The 19,565-nt window shown below is 42.3% G+C and carries 10 protein-coding genes and 1 pseudogene; 2 read left to right on the top strand and 9 right to left on the bottom strand.

Going from position 1 to position 19,565, the window contains the following annotated elements; all coding sequences use genetic code 11:
* Positions 1–17 precede the first annotated feature (17 nt).
* The gene (locus KUL49_RS02320) at positions 18–2,573 is read right to left on the bottom strand and encodes a glycoside hydrolase family 2 TIM barrel-domain containing protein (protein WP_165477864.1); all 2,556 of its coding nucleotides are present in this window, start codon (positions 2,571–2,573) and stop codon (positions 18–20) included.
* 152 nt (positions 2,574–2,725) lie between these two features.
* Here KUL49_RS02320 and KUL49_RS02325 point away from each other — a divergent pair, with 152 nt between their 5' ends.
* Positions 2,726–5,050, top strand: a complete 2,325-nt coding sequence (locus KUL49_RS02325) for an FdhF/YdeP family oxidoreductase (protein ID WP_131136173.1) — start codon at positions 2,726–2,728, stop codon at positions 5,048–5,050.
* Between the two features lie 70 nt (positions 5,051–5,120).
* On the opposite strand, the gene fdhD is transcribed toward KUL49_RS02325, so the two are convergent.
* The 7 genes and pseudogenes from fdhD to KUL49_RS02360 all read right to left on the bottom strand — a co-directional run bounded on the left by fdhD (position 5,121) and on the right by KUL49_RS02360 (position 17,526).
* Positions 5,121–5,894 carry a formate dehydrogenase accessory sulfurtransferase FdhD gene (gene fdhD / locus KUL49_RS02330; RefSeq protein ID WP_242633703.1) on the bottom strand — a complete coding sequence of 258 codons (774 nt, stop codon included), beginning with the start codon at positions 5,892–5,894 and terminating at the stop codon, positions 5,121–5,123.
* Between the two features lie 72 nt (positions 5,895–5,966).
* Positions 5,967–6,536: a molybdenum cofactor guanylyltransferase gene (locus KUL49_RS02335; RefSeq protein WP_131136175.1), complete on the bottom strand. Its 570-nt coding sequence runs from the start codon at positions 6,534–6,536 to the stop codon at positions 5,967–5,969.
* 97 nt (positions 6,537–6,633) lie between these two features.
* Entirely contained in the window at positions 6,634–8,046 is a 1,413-nt protein-coding gene (locus tag KUL49_RS02340; RefSeq protein ID WP_207308447.1) for a sulfatase-like hydrolase/transferase, read from the bottom strand.
* A 75-nt stretch (positions 8,047–8,121) separates the two neighbouring features.
* The gene (locus KUL49_RS02345) at positions 8,122–10,284 is read right to left on the bottom strand and encodes a hypothetical protein (RefSeq protein WP_131136176.1); all 2,163 of its coding nucleotides are present in this window, start codon (positions 10,282–10,284) and stop codon (positions 8,122–8,124) included.
* An 88-nt stretch (positions 10,285–10,372) separates the two neighbouring features.
* On the bottom strand, positions 10,373–14,125 hold the full coding sequence (locus KUL49_RS02350; RefSeq protein ID WP_242633704.1) for a TonB-dependent receptor: 3,753 nt from the start codon (positions 14,123–14,125) through the stop codon (positions 10,373–10,375).
* Between the two features lie 182 nt (positions 14,126–14,307).
* Positions 14,308–16,398: pseudogene (locus tag KUL49_RS02355) on the bottom strand (agarase); the annotation flags it as partial.
* A 363-nt stretch (positions 16,399–16,761) separates the two neighbouring features.
* On the bottom strand, positions 16,762–17,526 hold the full coding sequence (locus KUL49_RS02360; RefSeq protein WP_131136179.1) for an IclR family transcriptional regulator: 765 nt from the start codon (positions 17,524–17,526) through the stop codon (positions 16,762–16,764).
* 177 nt (positions 17,527–17,703) lie between these two features.
* On the opposite strand from KUL49_RS02360, the gene KUL49_RS02365 reads away from it, so the two are divergent.
* Positions 17,704–18,471 (top strand): phytanoyl-CoA dioxygenase family protein, encoded by a 768-nt coding sequence (locus tag KUL49_RS02365; RefSeq protein ID WP_131136180.1) that lies wholly within the window; start codon positions 17,704–17,706, stop codon positions 18,469–18,471.
* A 67-nt stretch (positions 18,472–18,538) separates the two neighbouring features.
* Here KUL49_RS02365 and KUL49_RS02370 read toward each other — a convergent pair whose 3' ends face one another.
* Entirely contained in the window at positions 18,539–19,534 is a 996-nt protein-coding gene (locus KUL49_RS02370) for a 6-bladed beta-propeller (RefSeq protein WP_131136181.1), read from the bottom strand.
* Positions 19,535–19,565 lie beyond the last annotated feature (31 nt).

Here is a 19,565-nt window from a genome sequence, read left to right on the forward strand (position 1 = left end):
CCATGAGGGCAACGGATCTATTGCTGTACTTGAACAGTCGCCTTGCTTTCGGCATCGTTGTGTAGGCGAGCAGTTATTGTGTAATTCCCCGGCTCAATACCTTCTAATATGGCGAGTGCTCTTCCTTTGTAAGTATCAACAGAGTTACTTTGAAAAGGCTGAACACTATTAACCCAACCATTATCTATACCAAGTAACTTAATACCTTCTGGTATATCTAGTGAAATATTCGCATCCGTGAAACGAACAGGGCGACCCATACTATCTACGAGCTGCATCTCTACATGCACCACTTCCCTCTTTTGCAATTTCACAATTGATTTATCAATACTCATAAATACAGAAGTGGGCATTCCCACCGTTTTTATACTGTCCGATGCACCGCAATCACCTTCTGCGCGAATCTCACCAGACTGAAACGGTACAAACCATTTAAATATGCGATCATCGTGCTCTTTCAGTAATTGCCTCCCATAGGAAACTTCATTGACAAACAATTCAACCGCTTCACAATTACTGTACGCTTCTACAACCGTATTCTCATTTTCGTTGTAATTCCAATGGTGTTCAACGTCGTGCCATTCCCACACTCGCGTCTTCCAACCGTCTTTTTTGCGCTCTACAACGTTGCCATTATCATCAAGCTCATACAGCGAATCCTCAAGCAGTTGCGTTGTCAGATACATGTGGGGTGCATCTGACCATAGTGTTTTAAACATATGAAAAGACGGCTTTTTAAAGCCTGCAAGATCGAGAAGGCCACTGTTTACTCCTTTACGCGGCCACCCGCCATGGGCTTCGCCCATGTAATCAACGCCCGTCCACAAAAAGGTGCCAGCAATTGCAGGGGTATCTAAAACCCCCTTCCATTCATGCCATTGAGGAACATTTTCAGTGCCCATGATCATTTTTTCAGGAAACAATCTTCTTCCGTAATCGTAAATAACCCGTCGATAACTATAACCAACAATATCCAACGCATCTGTATAGCCTGAAATGTGGCTAACTGAAGGTAAAATTAAATTAGCGATAACGGGCCTTGTAGTGTCTAATTCTTTCACCCAAGATGACAATTTCTTAGCCGTATCTGCCAGTGTATATGTACCTTTTTCGCCACTTTCAAAACGCTGCTTTATTTCTTGCGAAGAAATAGGGGGCAGCGTATAGAAATAATTGCCGTTCGCATTCATATCGAAGTATCCAGTGGAAGCCGCATACCTTGGGTAAGTCCACTCTATTTCATTGCCGATACTCCACATGATAAGAGAAGGGTGGTTTCTGTCTCGTAACACTGCTGCGTTTAAGTCTTTATGAGCGTGACTTTGAAACCAATCAGCATATCCTCGACTTATATAATCATCGTGGCGCTCCTGTTGGTTTAAGCGTTTATCTTTAGGATAATCCCACTCGTCAAAAATTTCTGCCTGCACCAGAAAGCCTAGTTCATCACAAAGGTCCATCAGTGTTTTTGAAGCTGGGTTGTGAGACATACGAATTGCATTCACACCGGCTTCTTTTAGACGAACCAAGCGACGACGCCATACGTCTTCTGGCACTGCTGCACCCACTAGTCCCCCATCATGATGAAGATTGACGCCCTTAATCAAAGTATGTTTGCCGTTTAGGAAGAATCCACCATCAGGCTTGAACTCAATCGTTCGAAAGCCAAGAGGTGTCACTACCTGATCTTTAGTATCTTGTCCATCTGATAACGTGCTAACCACTTTGTACAGATAAGGGGAATTCATATCCCACAGCTTCATTGTTGATACATTAAGAACTTGTTCTACCTCTAATGATGAGTTCGACATTACGGTAACTTCATCGATTTGCTTAGCCACCACTTCGCCTTCATTATTAACGACAACGCTTTTGAGCATCGTTTTCTTCGGTTGGTCATCCTCGTTCTTTAATGTCACTTTAATGCGAGCATCTCCTGAATCATGCGATATATTCTCGGTGGTAACTTGCGTCCCCCAAACAGGAATGTGCAGTTTTGGTTTGTTGTAGAACGTTACATTACGGTATATACCAGATCCTGGGTACCACCTTGAGTCAATATACCTTGTCCGGTCGACCCTAACTGCCAACACGTTTTCATCGCCCACAGGATTAAGGAAAGACGTCACATCAACTGTAAACGGTGTGTAACCATTGACCTCACCTCCTACTCTTTTATCGTTGATGTAAACTGTCGAATGGTTATAGATGCCGTCAAAATTAACCAAAATAACACTATCGTTTTTCGATGCTGGAGTGACAAAATGTTTGCGATACCAACCTACCCCGCCCGGTAAATAGGCAGTGGCACCATCCCATTTTTCTTCAAATTCATGCGACACAGACCAATCATGAGGTAAGTTGACGCTTTGCCAAGCCGAGACATCCAAGTTGAGCTTGCTGAATTGTGCTTTATCCTCTTCAATGAACAGCCAAGATTGGTTAAAGTCCTGAGGGCCAAGGCTTGAGTAGACAGTGTTCGGTCTAGTGGGCTTCTCACTACTTTTGCTAGATTGGAAGCCGCAAGCGGTAAGAATCAAACTTAAACCGAAGACATAGTAAAATTTAGTCATAATTAATAGTAAATTGTTAACAATATTTGATATACAATTGCAAATTGTAAACAATGTGTCAATGAGTTTGCTCTTACTGAGAGTGAGCTTTATTTCATAATCGAACATACATAAATAAATTTTGACGCTTAGAACAAAGGTGGTGCGGGCGCATGAGTGATAAACGAAACATTAAGCAATATGACAAACCCGCTGGCGGATGGGGAGCGCTAAAGAGTGTAACCCAGAGCTGGATCCAAAGTGAAAAGCCACTTAAGAATTTACGCGCTATGCTCAAGATGAACCAAGACAAAGGCTTTGACTGCCCAGGCTGTGCGTGGGGTGAATCACCAGAAAGTGGTTTAGTGAAGTTTTGTGAAAATGGTGCTAAAGCAGTTAACTGGGAGTCTACCGGTCGCTATGTAGACCCAACATTTTTCTCTAAGTATTCGGTCGGCTCACTTAAGAAACACACCGACTACTGGCTTGAGTCACAAGGAAGACTCACCCACCCCATGCGCTACAATGCTCAAGCAGACCACTACGAACCAGTGTCATGGGACGATGCCTTCGCACTTATCGCCAAACACTTGAATGGTTTACATTCCCCTCATCAGGCAGAGTTTTACACCTCAGGGCGGGCGAGTAACGAAGCCGCCTATTTATATCAGTTATTCGTGCGCGCATTTGGAACAAATAATTTTCCAGATTGCTCAAATATGTGTCACGAGGCGTCGGGGCAAGGTATGAAACCAACCATAGGTGTGGGTAAAGGTACGGTCACATTTGACGACTTTGAAAAGGCAGATACCATATTTGTTATTGGTCAAAACCCCGGGACTAACCACCCTCGCATGCTTGAGCCGCTGCGCGATGCCGTGAGAAGAGGCGCTCAAGTAGTTTGCTTTAACCCTTTAAAAGAGCGCGGGTTAGAAAAGTTTCAACACCCGCAGCATCCCCTTGAGATGTTAACTAATGGCTCTGAGCCAACTAATACCGCCTATTTCAGGCCTGCTCTTGGTGGTGATATGGCGGTTATGCGCGGCATCGCTAAATGGCTGCTGACATGGGAACAAGAAGCCAAAGCGAACAGTGCTCCTCCCGTATTCGACCACGACTTTATTAACGCACATACCAATGGAATGAGCGACTATTTGAGTACCGTTGAAGCGACGAGCTGGGAGCACATTGAAGCGCAGAGCGGTTTATCAAAAGACGATATTCGTCACGCGGCAACCATGTACAAACGTGGAAAACGGGTGATCATGTGCTGGGCAATGGGGATCACCCAACACAAGCACTCAGTAGCTACGGTTCAGGAAATAGTGAACGTTCAGCTACTACGAGGAAACGTGGGTAAGCCAGGTGCAGGGCTTTCTCCTGTTCGGGGTCACAGCAATGTTCAGGGAGATAGAACCGTCGGTATTAACGAAGTACCGCCTAAAGCCTTGCTCGACGCGCTAGAAAGCAAGTTTAACTTCGCCGTTCCACGAGAAAGAGGTCACAATACCATTCAAGCTATTCAAGCTATGGAAAGTGGTGAGTCCAAAGTCTTCATTGGCCTTGGCGGTAATTTCGCCCAAGCGACGCCAGATACGCCGCGTACTCATGCTGCGCTGTCACAATGCGACTTAACGGTACATATCGCCACCAAGTTGAATCGCTCTCACCTAACTACAGGTAAAGACGCGCTTATCTTACCCTGTTTGGGACGTACTGAAATTGACATGCAGTCTAGCGGGCACCAAGGCGTGACTGTGGAAGATACGTTTTCTATGGTCCACATTTCTTATGGCCAACTCCCGCCAAGCTCGCCCGAACTTCGCTCTGAACCCGCTATTATTGCTGGTATTGCGAAGGCAACGCTTGGTAACAAACCAGTAGACTGGGACTTTTTAATAAGCGATTACGACAATATTCGTGAGCTCATTGCCGATACCATCGAAGGCTTTACAGACTTCAATAGCAAACTCGCTAACCCAGGTGGTTTTCACTTGGGCAATGCTGCGAGTGAGAGACGCTGGTTAACACCTTCGGGCAAAGCCGAGTTTGCCGCGAACGCGCTGCCAGATTCACTGTTAAATGCTGACCTAATTGCGAAAGGCGAAGAGCCGGACCTCATTTTACAAACACTGCGCTCTCACGATCAGTACAACACAACTATCTATGGTATGGATGACCGCTACAGAAACGTGTTTGGCGCGCGGGACGTTCTTTTTGTTAATGAACGTGATATTAGGAAGCTGGGATTTAACGATGGCGATAAAGTCGACATTACGTCAATGTGGAACGATGGCAAAACACGCCAAGTTAAACAGTTTATGTTGGTGGCTTACGACATCCCGCAAGGTCAAGCGGCAGCATATTACCCCGAAACCAATCCATTAGTACCGCTAGAAAGCTACGGTGATGGCACGTTCACACCAACGTCGAAGTTTATCGCGATCAAACTTTCGAAATCTGAATCAGATGGAAGAATAGCGGTCTCTGCAGTGTAAGCTTTTCGGTGCTTATCCGGTACGCTACTTATCGATAAGCGCCCATTGCTTCTTATAGGTTCGCTGTGCACTACTTTTCTTGCGGTGCGTAAGCTCTTGGAGAGTCATACTTAGGTACATGAATCAGTGTGAGACCGTAACGGCTTGCCCACTTTACTGACAACGCTGTGGGGGCAGATAGCGTTACTACCAAAGGGAATTTAGCTCTTATCGCTTTTTGAACCAGCTCTACACTACAGCGACTTGTAAGCACAACAATACCTTCAGGCTGAAAGAGTTTATTGGTAGTGATAGCACCAATTAATTTATCAAAAGCATTATGCCTTCCTATATCTTCTCGGCATGCCAGCACATTGCGCTTAGCATCAATATAGAGCGCCCCGTGCACTGCACCGCTTTGCTGGGCTAATGTTTGCGCATTAGATATGAGGCTTCGTAATCCGTTAAACCAGCTTACATCTGGTAGAGGCGATAATTCAATAGACGTTAATTGAGGTAAAGCGTTGTCTAATGCCTCAACACCGCAAAGTCCGCATCCCGACGTGCCCGCCAACTGCCGTTTATTTTCCTTTAATTTCCAAAAAGCCTGGTTAGCAATTTCAACTTCAGCATTAATGTGTTCTTTGTGATTCGTCAATTCAATGCTGTAAAGCTGACGAGGGTGTTCGATAATGTCGTTACTTAAGCTGAAACCCACAATGAAATCTTCAATGTCGTTGGGCGTTATCAGCATGACGGTGTAATTGATACCATTATAACTTATGCTCAACGCAACCTCTTCAGCCAATGCAAAATATCCTGGCTCGAGCTCTTGCCGTATTAGCACAGCTTTTTGCATTGCCATTAACTGCATTCCTCTTTTTAAATTAATGTTTTAACTACAGTTATTTTATATTTCTCATAAAGTTCTAACACGCTAAATTGAGCCAAATTCTTTGGGCCAGTCACTGGGTGAATTAACATTTAACCACTGAGAATTTTTAGTATTGTCGTCGTACAAATTCTCGTAGGCCAATGCATTAATAGATTCCAGAAAGCCAACAACTCTTCGCTTGTTTTTTTCAATTAGGTAGTCTTCAAGCGTGGGGATTGTATTTTTTTCGATAGGCATATAGAAGGGCATAAAACGAGATCTTACATAGCAGGCCCGTTTTTGAGCACGTCCATAGTTTACCATGGCACTCAAAAAAGTAGGTAACATTAGCGGCATGTCGACGGGTAAAACAAGCAGTTCAGCGTTTGCACTTTTTTTGTTTTCGCCAAGAAAAGTTAGTACTCCATGAACACCACCTAGAGGGCCTACATGCGGAATTTTGTCGCCCACATAGCCATCTTCATTGCGACTAACTAGGATCTCTTGGCAGCCTGCCGACCGCAATATCTTTGATGCACACTGTATAAGCGTATTCCCTTTGTACTGCATCATTGCCTTGTCTTGTCCCATTCTACGAGACTGACCACCTGCTAGCACAACTCCATGCAACATCTTGTTCTCCGTAATTTTTGTAGTTAACTATACAGAACAGCTGCGTCAACGCAGCCATTCTTACGAAGCATCTTACTAATATGTCAAAAATCAGCAATTATTGTTTTTCATGATGTCTGAATTTATCCATTCTCTCCATTGCCAATCCCTCATATTTGCGTTCCAATTGCCATAATGGACGATCGAGTGAAGTTTCCCATTCAAACAGCTTTTTATACAGTTGCCTGACACGATTGGGGTATTCCATTGCTAGATTATGGTTTTCTGACACGTCATCACTTAAATTGTATAGCTCAGCGGGCCTATCTGGAAAGCGCAACAGTTTCCAATCACCATCTCGAATTGCAGCTCGATTCTCTTTTTTCCAAAACAACGTCTTATGTGGCCTTTCACTTAGCTTCCCTAATATAAAATCAGTGAGTGCTACACCATCAATTTCTCCGAGTGTTTCAATGCTTCCTCCCCCCATCTTTACAAAAGTGGGTAAAAAATCTAGGAAACTTACTGGAAACTCATACACTGTATTAGCACTTATTAATCTGGGCCACCGCATTATAAGCGGTACTCGAATTCCACCTTCTAAGTGATTTGCTTTGGTGCCGCTTAATGGAAAGTTGTTACCAGCGTTAGTATCAGAGGGTGCCCCATTATCATTAGTAAATACCACTAGTGTATTGTCTGCAACACCACTTTTATCCAGTGCTTCTAACACTTTTCCAATTTCTCTATCCATCGCCAGCGTCATCGCTGCTAATGTTTGTCGACGTGGCGGTAAATGTTGAAATTTTGCTAAGTCTTCAGGCTCTGCTTCCATGGGAGTGTGAACCGCAGTTAGTGAAAGCATAAGAAAAAACGGGCCTTGCTGCCGATGAATAAACTCTACTGCATTGTCTGCTAAAGCTTTGGTTAAATATTCTGTAGGCTCTTGAAAATTCCGAAAGCCAAACTCAAGTTTATTTTCCGGCTGAACACTTCTATGGTAATCATCAAGCGCATAATAACTTCTAGAACCACCGCGCAAACCATAGAAGTAATTAAACCCACGCTTGGTTGGATGATATCTATCGGCATTACCTTGATGCCATTTACCTATAAGGCCAGTGTTATACCCCAGTTTACGCATGTGTTCGGCAACGGTGACTTGGTCTAAGGGTAACCCCATATCTTCGCCAAGCAAAGCCGATGAATAACTCATATAGCCTGGTACGTTGTTTTCTTCATAACCAAATCGCTGCTGGTATTTTCCCGTGTATAAGCCGGCTCGCGATGGGCCACATACAGCCGCCGTTGTATATGCCTGAGTAAACTTCATTCCTTGAGCTGCTAATTTATCTAAGTTAGGGGTTTTCATTTGGGTGCTGCCTTGAAAACCAAAATCAGCATACCCTGCGTCATCTGCGAGAATAAATAGAATATTGGGCTTTTTGTTCGAATCCTGGCCCGCAGCGCTGAAAATAGACCAAAAAGCTAACAATAAAAAAAATAGCTGTATTTCATAATAGAGTGCCAAATTTTTGCGTGATTAAAGCTCCTTAAAAAAACTCCAGCTAATTGCTGGAGTTTTAAAGAACGAGTAATCGAAGCGTTAAGGAATGCGAACAACCGTCAAGTTATCAATAATGTACTGTGCATTATCGCCATTTATCATGACATGCATCATGACATTTTCACTATCCCAATCAGTCACAGTGCCAAAGCCCTCAAAATGAGATGATTCATCAGCAATGCTGTGCACAGTACCATATTCCGGACCGTTCCATACCGTACTGAATTTTGAAAACTCTAGCTCATTATCTAAATTTTCAAAAACAAACTCAAAGGTATAAGCGCCAGCATCATTGATATTGGAATCCGCACCTGAAGCCTGGTTTTCAGCGTAATTAAGATATTGCACATCATAAGATATGCGATATTTAGCGCCAGATGTTAACGCTCCTACGGAGACAGGGAAGCTTAAAGTCACTCCTTCCGCCGCATCCGTCGTATCGACGTAAAGCACATGGTTATCAGGATTATTTTCGTCGACACGTACTTCGACAACTCCTCCACCGCTCGTGTTGACCACGTAATCATTGTCTTCGAAATTACCGGGGCTATTTGATAGAACATCAACACCTTCTATGTTGTCATAACGAGTAAAATTAAAGTCGTCGAACACGGGCATGCCGTCATTACCTAACCATGCGCTCATCACAAATAGACGAAGCTGGTCAGCAATGTCCATGGGCGTTTCGCCATCACCATTTGGCGTTGCCAAATAGCCAGACTCAGTGTCGAATTCAACTAGCAAAGGTCTCCACGACCCGTCTGCTGGATGTTCAGGTCGTACGCCCCCCCAGAAATTATGAGTACCATTAGGATCGTTGTTTATAACAATATAAGGCGATGCCTCCCCAGCTCCTACGTAAGCGTTGTAGCTCAAGTAGTACTTCGCACCGACCTCTAAATCTGGAAACGATGTAGTTGTTACAGCGTAATAACAGGGGGCTCCCATCATTTGAAACGATGCATCTCCATTTGCAACAATTGAGGTAGTTATTGCTGCTCCAGGGTCACACCATGTCGCTTCAAAACCTGCGCCGCCATTTTCAAAACCTACATCCATGCCATTTTTTGCTAGAAGGTTAGATTCAACGCCATTTACACGAATAGCTAACTCCCTCTCGCCATCAGAAAAATTTCCTTTATCGTCAGAAACTTTCATCGTAAATACGAAGTCTTTGAATCCATTCGGACTTATTTCGTCAAGAAAGGCATTAGGGTTAAAGTAAAGAATGTTGTCAATAACACGCCCCTCAAATGAATTCTCGTAGGCCACACCGTCTAACTTGATATCGCTAATAACAATAGCATCACCTTCTCGCTCTTCAATCTCTTTCGCGAGGTCGACTTCGAGCATTCCATCAGTTTCAAAAATATCTTCCGTCAAGAAATAGTTAAGAACCAGTGGCGCACCGGCGATATCTTGCACTCCTAGTACGTTGACATATAACACTCGTTCCAAATCAAACCTATGGTCGCTAACTGTATAAGTATATTTGAACGTAACCTTTTGTCCGTCTGGAATGCTGTCTTCTACGGCAGATATATCAACCTCTATATTAGTACCGTTGATAGTCACAGGTAAATCGTACTCATTCATTGAGTCAGCAACAAGATTACTGATTGTAAGTGGCTCATTATCTGCGTCAGTAACATCACTTAAGCCATTAATAACTCCTATCCCGGAATCTTTAGTAAAATTAGCCGTTAAATCGTTCGCAATCTCAGGCGCGAAATCTTCACCCTCAAACGTAATTGTTGCTGTTCGTGGCGTTTTGTTTTGTCCATCAGAAATATTAAACGTCACTACAGCAATATGTGTTTCCCCCGTATCCAAATTAGGCGCTACAGCTGAGGGGCGAATACCAAGTTTATTGCCATTTTGCTCAATACCCGCATTTATAATTTCATCAGCTCGCGGGCCTGATACAGAAATAGAAAGATCAGTCACCGTCATGTAGTTGCCATCGGCATCTGTTGCTACTCCCGGCCCTGTAAGAGCACCTGTAGGCGTTCCTAAAAGCTCAATAAACTGCAAGTCTTCTTTTTCATGCACGGTAAGCGTAATATCTCCACCGTGAACAGGGGCTGCTGTATTAACTTGTTCGGGCGGCGTAAAGTCGTCATCACTTCCTCCACCGCAACCATAAAGCGCTGTAAGTACAGTCAATCCGATCAAGCTGTAACGTTTTTTATATGTTTTCATAACCGTTTTACCATTAATCTGTGATATTTCGTGCGGTAGGCTAGACATAAGTAGTAGTTACCGCACTCTGCTCAAACTTAATTACCTATTAGAAACGTACTCTGACACCAAGACGATAAGTTGACCCTACCTTATATTTGGTATAAGTCCGGTGGGTAGGTGCATCACCGTCAAGTGGATTGCCTTCTTCTAACGCAACGAAATCGTAGCCAGCAGCATTATCTGCAGCTTGTCTAACCACATTTAATGTTCTGCTTGTGAAGTAAGTTCTAAAGGCTTCGTCAGTTAAATTAATAGCTTGGAAGGTTACGGTTACATCCTCGTTAACTTGATAAGAGGCGGAAAGATCTAATGTATTGCGGCCTTCATTCCAAATTGAACCTTGGTTCCAGCTGCGTCCATACTGACCGTTCGCCCAGTCTTTGCCGACAAGTGAATCTGTCATACCTTGAAAGCTTAAGCGTATTTGATGACCTTTATGCTCCCAAAAAGCAGTAAAGTTATAGCTATGTTCCGGCGTATCTGCGACAGGATAGGAAGGCAGTAAAAGATTAGGATTTATTGAAGAATACTCTGACTCATATTCACTCTGTTGATAAGTATAGTTCGCAGAAACACCGAAACCACCTACCCATTCTGGCGCATCTAAAAGCTCAGGTAAGAAATCGTAAGTTTGCACATACCCAATTTCGATACCCTCAATTTCAGCATCTCTCGCATTAACGGTTTTTGTTACCGTCATGTTTGCACAGTTATCACGGGGATCACCAGAAAACGTAGTAGGGTCACCGGGTTGATAGGCAAACTCTGTCGTTGCAATAATAGGGTGGCAGTTTTCTAATGCGGAATCATCTCCGGTATCGACTAAAATTAAGTCATCACCACTTTCAGGTGCATTTGCAGGGTCTCTCACGCTGTTAACAAAAGAGAGCGTTGTTTCACGGTCAGTAAAGTTTGACATATCCTTTCTAAAGTAAGCCAAACTTAGCAAACCAGTGTCACTGAAATACCATTCTAACGACAAATCTAGGTTATTAGATTCTAGTGGCTCAAGCTGAGTGTTGTACATATCAACTCGACCAACGTTAAGATTTCCGCTTCCCCAATAACTTCCTTCTGTTACTTTATAGCCTGGGCGCAACAGATCGATTTCTGGACGCGTCATTGTTTTAGAAACCGAGAAACGACCGATAAGTTCATCAGAAAATGCGTAGTTAATATTTAAACTTGGAAGAATATTTTCGTAGCTGTGAGTTTTGAAAGCTGGTATTGATGCAACTTCTCTGTTCTCGACAGAACCCCATGAATAGTTAGTATTTACGCCGTTCTCTTCTCCATTCCATTGAGGCAAATTATCCCATCCATAAGTACGACTTGTATTTACACTGGCGTAGCGCCACATGCTCTGCCATAACAAATTATACTCGTTTAGCGTAGGGGCTGGTCCCTCCCCCATTCTGAAAGCGTTTAAAGCATCCGCGTAATCAGCAAAGGCAGTATCATGGCAAGGCCCAACATTTTCCATTCTTACCCAAGTAGAAGGATCTGGCCCTGCACTTGTATCCCAACCCAAACCATCAACCCGTTGATATTTTAGCTCGTAGTCTTGGGCTATCCCATCTGCACCAAGGTTTAGTGTTGGACACTCGGGAAGTGAACGGTCTGCAAGGTTGCTCAATGTATGGCGGTCAATTTCACGCTGTAAATCTGAGCCATTTTGTTCAAAATAGCGCATACCAGAAAAGCCAGCAGCTTCGACTTCAGTTTCTACGTACCTTACGCCAACATCACCAGTTAGCCTGCCATCTAATAAATCGAAGTTTGCTTTCAGGTAGAAAGCTTTAGTATCGAGATCGGTTTCACGAGAGGCAGTATCGTCCACATTTCGGATAACATCTCCATCGCCGAGTACGAGTGCTTTTGCCGCCTCAACATCTATTGGTGTCCACCCGACTGTCGCCCCTTCTCTGGCGTAACCCAAGCTTTCCATAAAATCATCGTAGGGAATAGGGCTCCCAGCAATTATATCTCCACGGATATCAATTAACGACCCTCCTAGTTCTACCAACGTTTCGCCAGTGACCGGGTCTTTAATAACTTCTGACGCTTGGAGAGATTGGAAAGTGTAAGCTTGATCATCGACCTTTTTATTCCGCGAAGTAACTTTTGCACCAAATTCAAGTGTGGTTATCCCAAGCTTATCGAGATCGAAATCAAAATCTATTTGCGCATTTGAAATACTGTCTTCTACTGTTACGTCATTTTCACCAATATAGCCAAGATGGAACGATGTTACATCTTGTGGATTAAACCCAGTAAAGGCGATGTTGTCTTCTGCTCCTGGCACTCGTGATCCAGTTTCATCTGTGTATGCATAAAGGTTTTCACCAAGGTCAACGAAGGTATCTCCGTAAACCATACGACAAGTATTTCCTCCTCCAGTACAGTCGACACCGACAGGCTGGACGTTTTCACCGGCATCCCATAGTAATCGCGCTGGAACCTGATAAAAATTCTCCATTACAGTATAGGCATTAGGCAAACTATTAGACTTACTTGATGAATGCCCAATTAGTGATTCCACTCTTAAATTGTCAGTTAATTCACGTTTGTAGTTTAATGTTGCACTGAAGTTTTCGTTTTCAGTTCCGCCATCATTTCGAACAATATTTCCGTTTCCGTATCGATTTAAGCGTTTCGTCATATCATAAGTAGATGTATCGACTTGTATCCAATCAATTGGATCGCTAGACGGGTTTGGTGGCCTTACAAAGCTTGTTGGAGTAACACCTTCGACCCAATTTCGATTGTTTGCAAAACTCTTTGCTTGAATCGCATCAAACGTTCTCACGAGCTCCTGTTTACTGTAGGTTGCATCGAACATAAGTTCTGATACATCATCAGGAAGGAATTGTATTCCCAACGACCCACCATAACGGTTGCTTTCATTTTGATGAAGTTCATAACTTGCCAATGAAGGTTCAATTGCTTTTACCCCTGATATGACATTGCCATTCTGATCTATGGCTTGCGCATATTCTTGTGACTCAACGAAATTCCCTGCGTTATATTGATCTTTTCGATAAGCATTAGTTTCATCATAAAGCGTGAGCGCTACACCCAAATTGTTATCAAAGAATTTCTCAGAAAATGCGAATTGAAGTTTGTGATTTTCTTCATCAGCAAAGTCGTTATATCTACCTTGCAACGTAAGAGAGCGTACGGCTTCAGCTTGATTAAGCGGTCTTACCGTTACTAAATTAACAGATGCACCCAATGAGCCTTCGTCGTGATCGGCACTCGGTGTTTTTACCACTTCCAATTTAGATAAAATATCAGCGGAAAAAGAGCTTAAATCCACAGCTTGGGAAAAGTCGGTGGACGTTAATGCCTGACCATTCAGTGTTATAGCATTTTGGTTAGCATCAGCACCCCGAACGGTAATTTGCGTCCCTTCACCATCGTTATTTACAACCGTAACACCTGTTACGCGGCCTAGTGCATCAGCAATATTTTGGTCAGTAGATTTACCAATATCTTCTGCGTTGATTGTATCCCTAACGCCAGAAGCAAAGCGCTTATCATTAAGTGATTTTTTCAAACTCCCTTTATAGCCAGTTACCTCAATAACTTCTACCTGTTCGTCTTTGGACTTTTCATCGCCTTCGCCAGAATTTTCTTGCCCTATGGCATTGCAACTCAAAGCCGTAAAAACAGCTAGACTAACGCCGCTTAAGTGAAATCGTTGTTTTTTGACGGTCATATCCCAGTGCTCCCGCTCAATGAATGTGTGGATTTTAACTACTTCAAAAATGTTATTATTTTGTAAAGGCACTGACATAATGGCCACAATTAACAACTATGTCAATAATAAATTGTTAACAATTTGACAAATTAATACTTACGTATAAGAGGTTTAAATGACGAACGATTTTTTTGCAAAACTCTTTGATTAAATTAAAAAACACCTTCAAACTCTCTCAAGCTTGAAGGTGTTTTCGACTACTGGTTTTGTATGAAACGTTACTGTTTTTTATCAAACTTTTTCATGTACAAGTCTTTATTGAATGTGGTCATGGCCTCAATTAATTCTGGGTATGGCATATCAGCTACGGTAACAAGGCCAATATTGGCATTTTCACCATCGTGGGCGCGGCCCGTTATCGGTTCATCAATATACTGGAACCAATGCGCACCAACCATATAGGGCTTGCTAATAACGCTTTCCATATACTCCGTGTACATCCTTGCTCTATCGGTTTGGTCGCTAGCATGCACGATTCCGGGGTTATAGAGTCCTGAATCAGTCGCCGTCCCTATATGAAATTCACCAATAACTACGGGTAAATCTATTTCGTCTAAAAATGCCCAAAACTCTGGCTGCATACCCTCTTCATAAATATTGAAGCTCAGTGCGTCAGAGTACTTTAACGATGCTTTGATAATTTCATCGGGCATTCCCCAATTAGCCATTCTTGCGCCCATATAAAGGTGATGAGGCAATACATCTTCTAATGTGTTATGAACCACTGAAAAGTATTGCTCTCCTAAAAGCTCGAGTAACATGGAAAGGTCGCTTATAAGGTTTTGTCCGTGAGTGTTAAAATTAACGCCTGTTTCAAAGTATTGCCAATTCGGATAATCCGTCTGCCATGCATCGTTTAAGTTATCAATCGTTTTATATTTATCCCTAAGCGCAATTGAAAAAGCCTGCTTTGCTGGACTATCTTTGCTATTTTTACTGAGGCCATCAAGAATGACACCGTATTTTTGCTGAACACTACCTTCTCGCTCCCCCCAACTTTTCTCGTTATCAATAAAGATCCCAGCGCACCAAGGAGAACCATTTACTTCCTCAGCAATTTTCTCTATCGTTACTCGCGCACGCTTTGCGAATTCAGGGTCAAAAGGGTCTGGCATCTCTCCCCAATGATTTACGTGGCCAGAGAGGGTTTTAAATTCACCAATTATCCACCCATTTGCAAAGTAGGGAATCCTCTCAGAGTCATAAAACATCGGATCAACCCAGTTCCCAAAAGAAGTAAAACCCCATTCGTGCATTCGCTTAATAGTAATGTCTTCCCATTGACTAAGGTATTCATCACCATATTTCCTTTCCAGATTAGCGCGATAGAAACTAAACGTTTCACCATGTTCAATAGGACCTTTATGAGATGTCCTTCGATAACTGTAGTGCTTTGCTAACGAATCGTCATAACTAGGCAGCCATTCAAACATGTCACGACGCACTTTTGAAATTACTGTGGCAGTTTCTCTTATAGCTTTGGGTACCGAAACAATATCAATTGAATCTTCGGGAGTAAGTTCGTCGGAATCAATTTTTCTAAGCTCGCTATTGTTATAATCCATACCAGTATAAGTAGTGGTATTGGCCATTCTTACGTTAGCAGGTCCATGTGAGAAGAACAGATACCCTTCAGGGTCCACCATCCACCACTGCCCATTTACTTTTTGTGTCCTAAAAAAGCCAGTTCCCTGTTGTTTTGGCCCTTTTTTCCATCCTCCATACTGGCTGCGGTCATTCCAAACAGCTGCCGATGACAACGCTTCAGCCTCACGTTGAGCGCGCTCTCTTAATTCAGTGTTGGATGTCACTTTGACATTATTGTCTACACGTGTGCTTTGCCCAAACATATCGACTAGTTTAGATAGCCAAAGCGGGTTAGTTTCAGGGTTTTCTCTAAAGCGTACGTTTGATAGTTCCATGGTTTTCGTCTCTAAATTACCGATAACGAAAAACCGTACTTGATCAAAGCCTTGGTAATCTTCGCCGACTTTTTTCCAAGAGCGCCATATCATCCTCAACTCTTCAGAGTTCCAAGAAGGAGGATCTCCCCAAAAACCAATATCTGCCGAAGCTTCTTCGCCACTTAACGGAAAGAATACTGTCCCTTGATAATTCGCAGGTATACTTACCGAATGACGTTGTTTTACCTCTTCCCCATGTAGAATATCCACATATAAATGCAGTGAAGTTTCGTTATAGTTATCTACATCAAATGCAAGATTATTATCGTTGAATTGCTCAATCTCGTTAATTTCACGCACATCAAACGTAATCGAAGGCATATGCACATCTTTAGGGAAAGAAAGCTCAAGCTTATTCTTAACGTTTTTTTATTTTCCTCAGTTTCAATTACAAGAACACCGTCAACTGAGTATTTTTCAAACACCGAATGCGGCAAGACATAGTCAGCGTTTTGTACGGCACTAACCAACTCAGTAATCTGTTTGGTAGAAGGCTCTCGTGCATTATTGCTATCACACCCTACTAAGGAGAGTGCAGCGGTAAGGCATGTTGCTAGACAAGTTAACTTGAATACTTTTGACTGACTTTGTTTAAGACGAAAGCCACGATTATGCGAGAGTGTGCTATAACTACCGGTCACGTTACATTTCCTTTTAATAAAATAAATTGTTAACAATCTACAACTCATTTTTAACGAATGCAACGTTTTAAAACCCGAGAGCTTGATTCAACTTATTGATTGCGTCTAGAAGTGCATCAGTACTTTGCCGCTGATTTATATCTAATTCATTTTTCCCGCTAATATCGCTTATCATTAAAGCGCCTATTTGTTTACCCTCGTGACGCCCTACTAATCCAACTAATTCTTTGACACCGTTAATATGAAGGCTTTCTCTCCAATCAAAATGGGACTTTGACATCGCTGCAATGTCGTTAATAACCTTAGTACGAGTCGATGTAACGTCAGATATGCCTTGTAACGCCTCTTTGATAATCAACTCTCTTACTTCATCCTTACTATGTGATAAAAGAAGAAGACCAGGATTAGAGGCAATTGTTGAGAAGCAGCTGCCCTCAGAATAACTTAGAGAAACTGCCCCTGGGCTCCTTGCGTGAACTAAAACCATTGTTTTACTTTGGTATAACACAAAAAGTTGGCACGATAACTTCGTCTCGACGGCTAAGTTTTCCATGATAGGTAGCGCCTGTTGACGAATTAAGTCTAATGGTGAAATAGAACGAGCCAAGTTATAAAGCTTGAGTGAGAGTCGATACTTGCCGGACGTTTCATCCCTAATTAGGTAGTTGTTACGCGTTAAATTTACCAACACTCTAAAAATTTCGTTGGTACTCCTATTAACACCTTTCGAAATTTCACTTTGAGATAGTGGTGCACCAATCGTGGCTAAATACTCCATTATCTCAAAACACTTATCTAATGCGGGTACTGCATAATTATAGTTGCTTGCCATAACTGCTCTCTTTTTACTGGTGAAAGTTAAAAAAATTCTTTAGCCCTATTGCACTGATAGCGACTTCGGCAGACTTTTATATTTGAAAGTAGTATTTTTATATAAAATTAACATTGCATTTACTCATCATTTGCTCAATATTGTCAACAATACACAAAAAACAAACAGGGTGTTATTATGGCAAATTTAACTAAACAGCAAATAGAAGACTTTGAAAGAGATGGGTATGTAATCGTTCGCAGCTACTATAGCGAAGCAGAAATAGCCAAGTTACAAGATAAAGCATTTAACGATGACTCGTTGTACCAACGAGCCTGGGACAAAAAAGACGCTTCAGGTACTGTCAGCAAAGTCTGCTTGTGGCAAGATTTAGGCGATGATTTTTACTCTATGTTCTCCAGAGGAAGACGACTTGCTGATGCATGTGAAGAGATCCTTAAAGAGCCAGTTTTTCATACTACGACCAAGATCATGATGAAAGAGCCCTTTGTAGGGGGAGCTTGGGAGTGGCATCAAGATTACGGATATTGGGCGACAGACAACTTCCATCTATACCCCAAGCTTATTAGCTGTATGATTGCTATAAATCGTGCAACGATTGAAAATGGTTGTCTTCAAGTATTAAAAGGTTCTCATCATATAGGTCGCATTAACCATCAGAAAACAGGAGACCAAAAAGGCGCAGACATGGATTTTGTAAATGAAGCGCTTAAACATCTAGAACTCGTTAATGTCGAGCTAGAACCCGGTGATACACTGTTTTTTCATTGTAATCTCTTACATAAATCAAACCAAAATCGCTCTAAAGATCCTCGTTGGGTAATGATTGCGGCCTACTGTGCAGAATCAGCTAAACCATTTAAAGAGAACTCGTTAGTATATCGGCCACTGAATAAGGTAGAAGACGATGCCATTTTAAAATGGCAAGAGTCGTCTGCGACCTAGTTGATAAATAGTGTAAGTATAATTTTGTAAATATGGAGAGGAAGGTGTCCACTTCCTCTTTTAACTTCTACACTCTCAATAATTTTTTGGGATGGATCCCATTCGCATTCCATTCAGCTAAATACAGATTATCCAGTTTATCTTTTGCAAGTCCGTGACAATGTTTAAATGTTTTAAAGTCGCTTTTGAGCATTTTTCCCTTATCCGGTAGTACTCCACCTAACACAGAAATAAGGCTATCGCTCTCATTAAAAATACAGATCACGCCTGAATTATGCTCAGGATTGTTTTCTAACCCAGTCCAACAAACTGGTGCTACCATAAAATTACCTATAAATATTGGCGCGTGAATGAAAGCACCAGGGACATGAAGCGACCTTACGTATCGGCCATCCAAGGTATACCACATTAAAGAGTGTTGACTCCTAGAGCTAACTAAAAGAAGTGGTTCACTACTTCGATAATCTATCGTAATACCGTGGCCATTGCATATTTTTTGCTTCCCTTCTTGGCCGAATTTCTTAATAAAATTGCCATTTTCGTTGTAATGCAAAATGTAATCGCTCCCATAACCATCGACAACGAAAAACTCACCGTTGTCAAGCACAGCAACGTCTGTTGGATTAAATGGCATGTCGATTTTATACGCGCCATAAGTTGCTGGATGCCCTATAGTAAATAAAACCTTTCCATCCCTAGTCGTTTTTGAAATTGCCCCTGACTGTGGAATCATTTTATTAAATGGAGAATCCCATTTATCAACACTAATTCCATCCCATTTCCTATTTAACATCCAACCGCTATCCACCAAGAACAGATGTGTTTTATCGCCTATTACGTGAGTTTTAATACCGTGCAAGCCAGGCCACTGTCTTCCCCAACTATCCACTACATTACCATTTTCATTGTATTCAATAATATTATGATCAGGGTGGTCTGTAGCTAAAAGTAGCTTATCTTCCACGAAGACCAATGCATGTGCATTAAGCGGGCCTACCGGAGAGTTGTTAAACTTGCCCCACTCAATGTCGATTTCATAAACCCAACCGTTTTGCCCCAACATTCCTTCCCTCACTTTTCAAACATTATATTGA

It is taken from the genome of Alteromonas sp. KUL17 (assembly GCF_006538305.1).
Classification (GTDB): Bacteria; Pseudomonadota; Gammaproteobacteria; order Enterobacterales; family Alteromonadaceae; genus Alteromonas; species Alteromonas macleodii.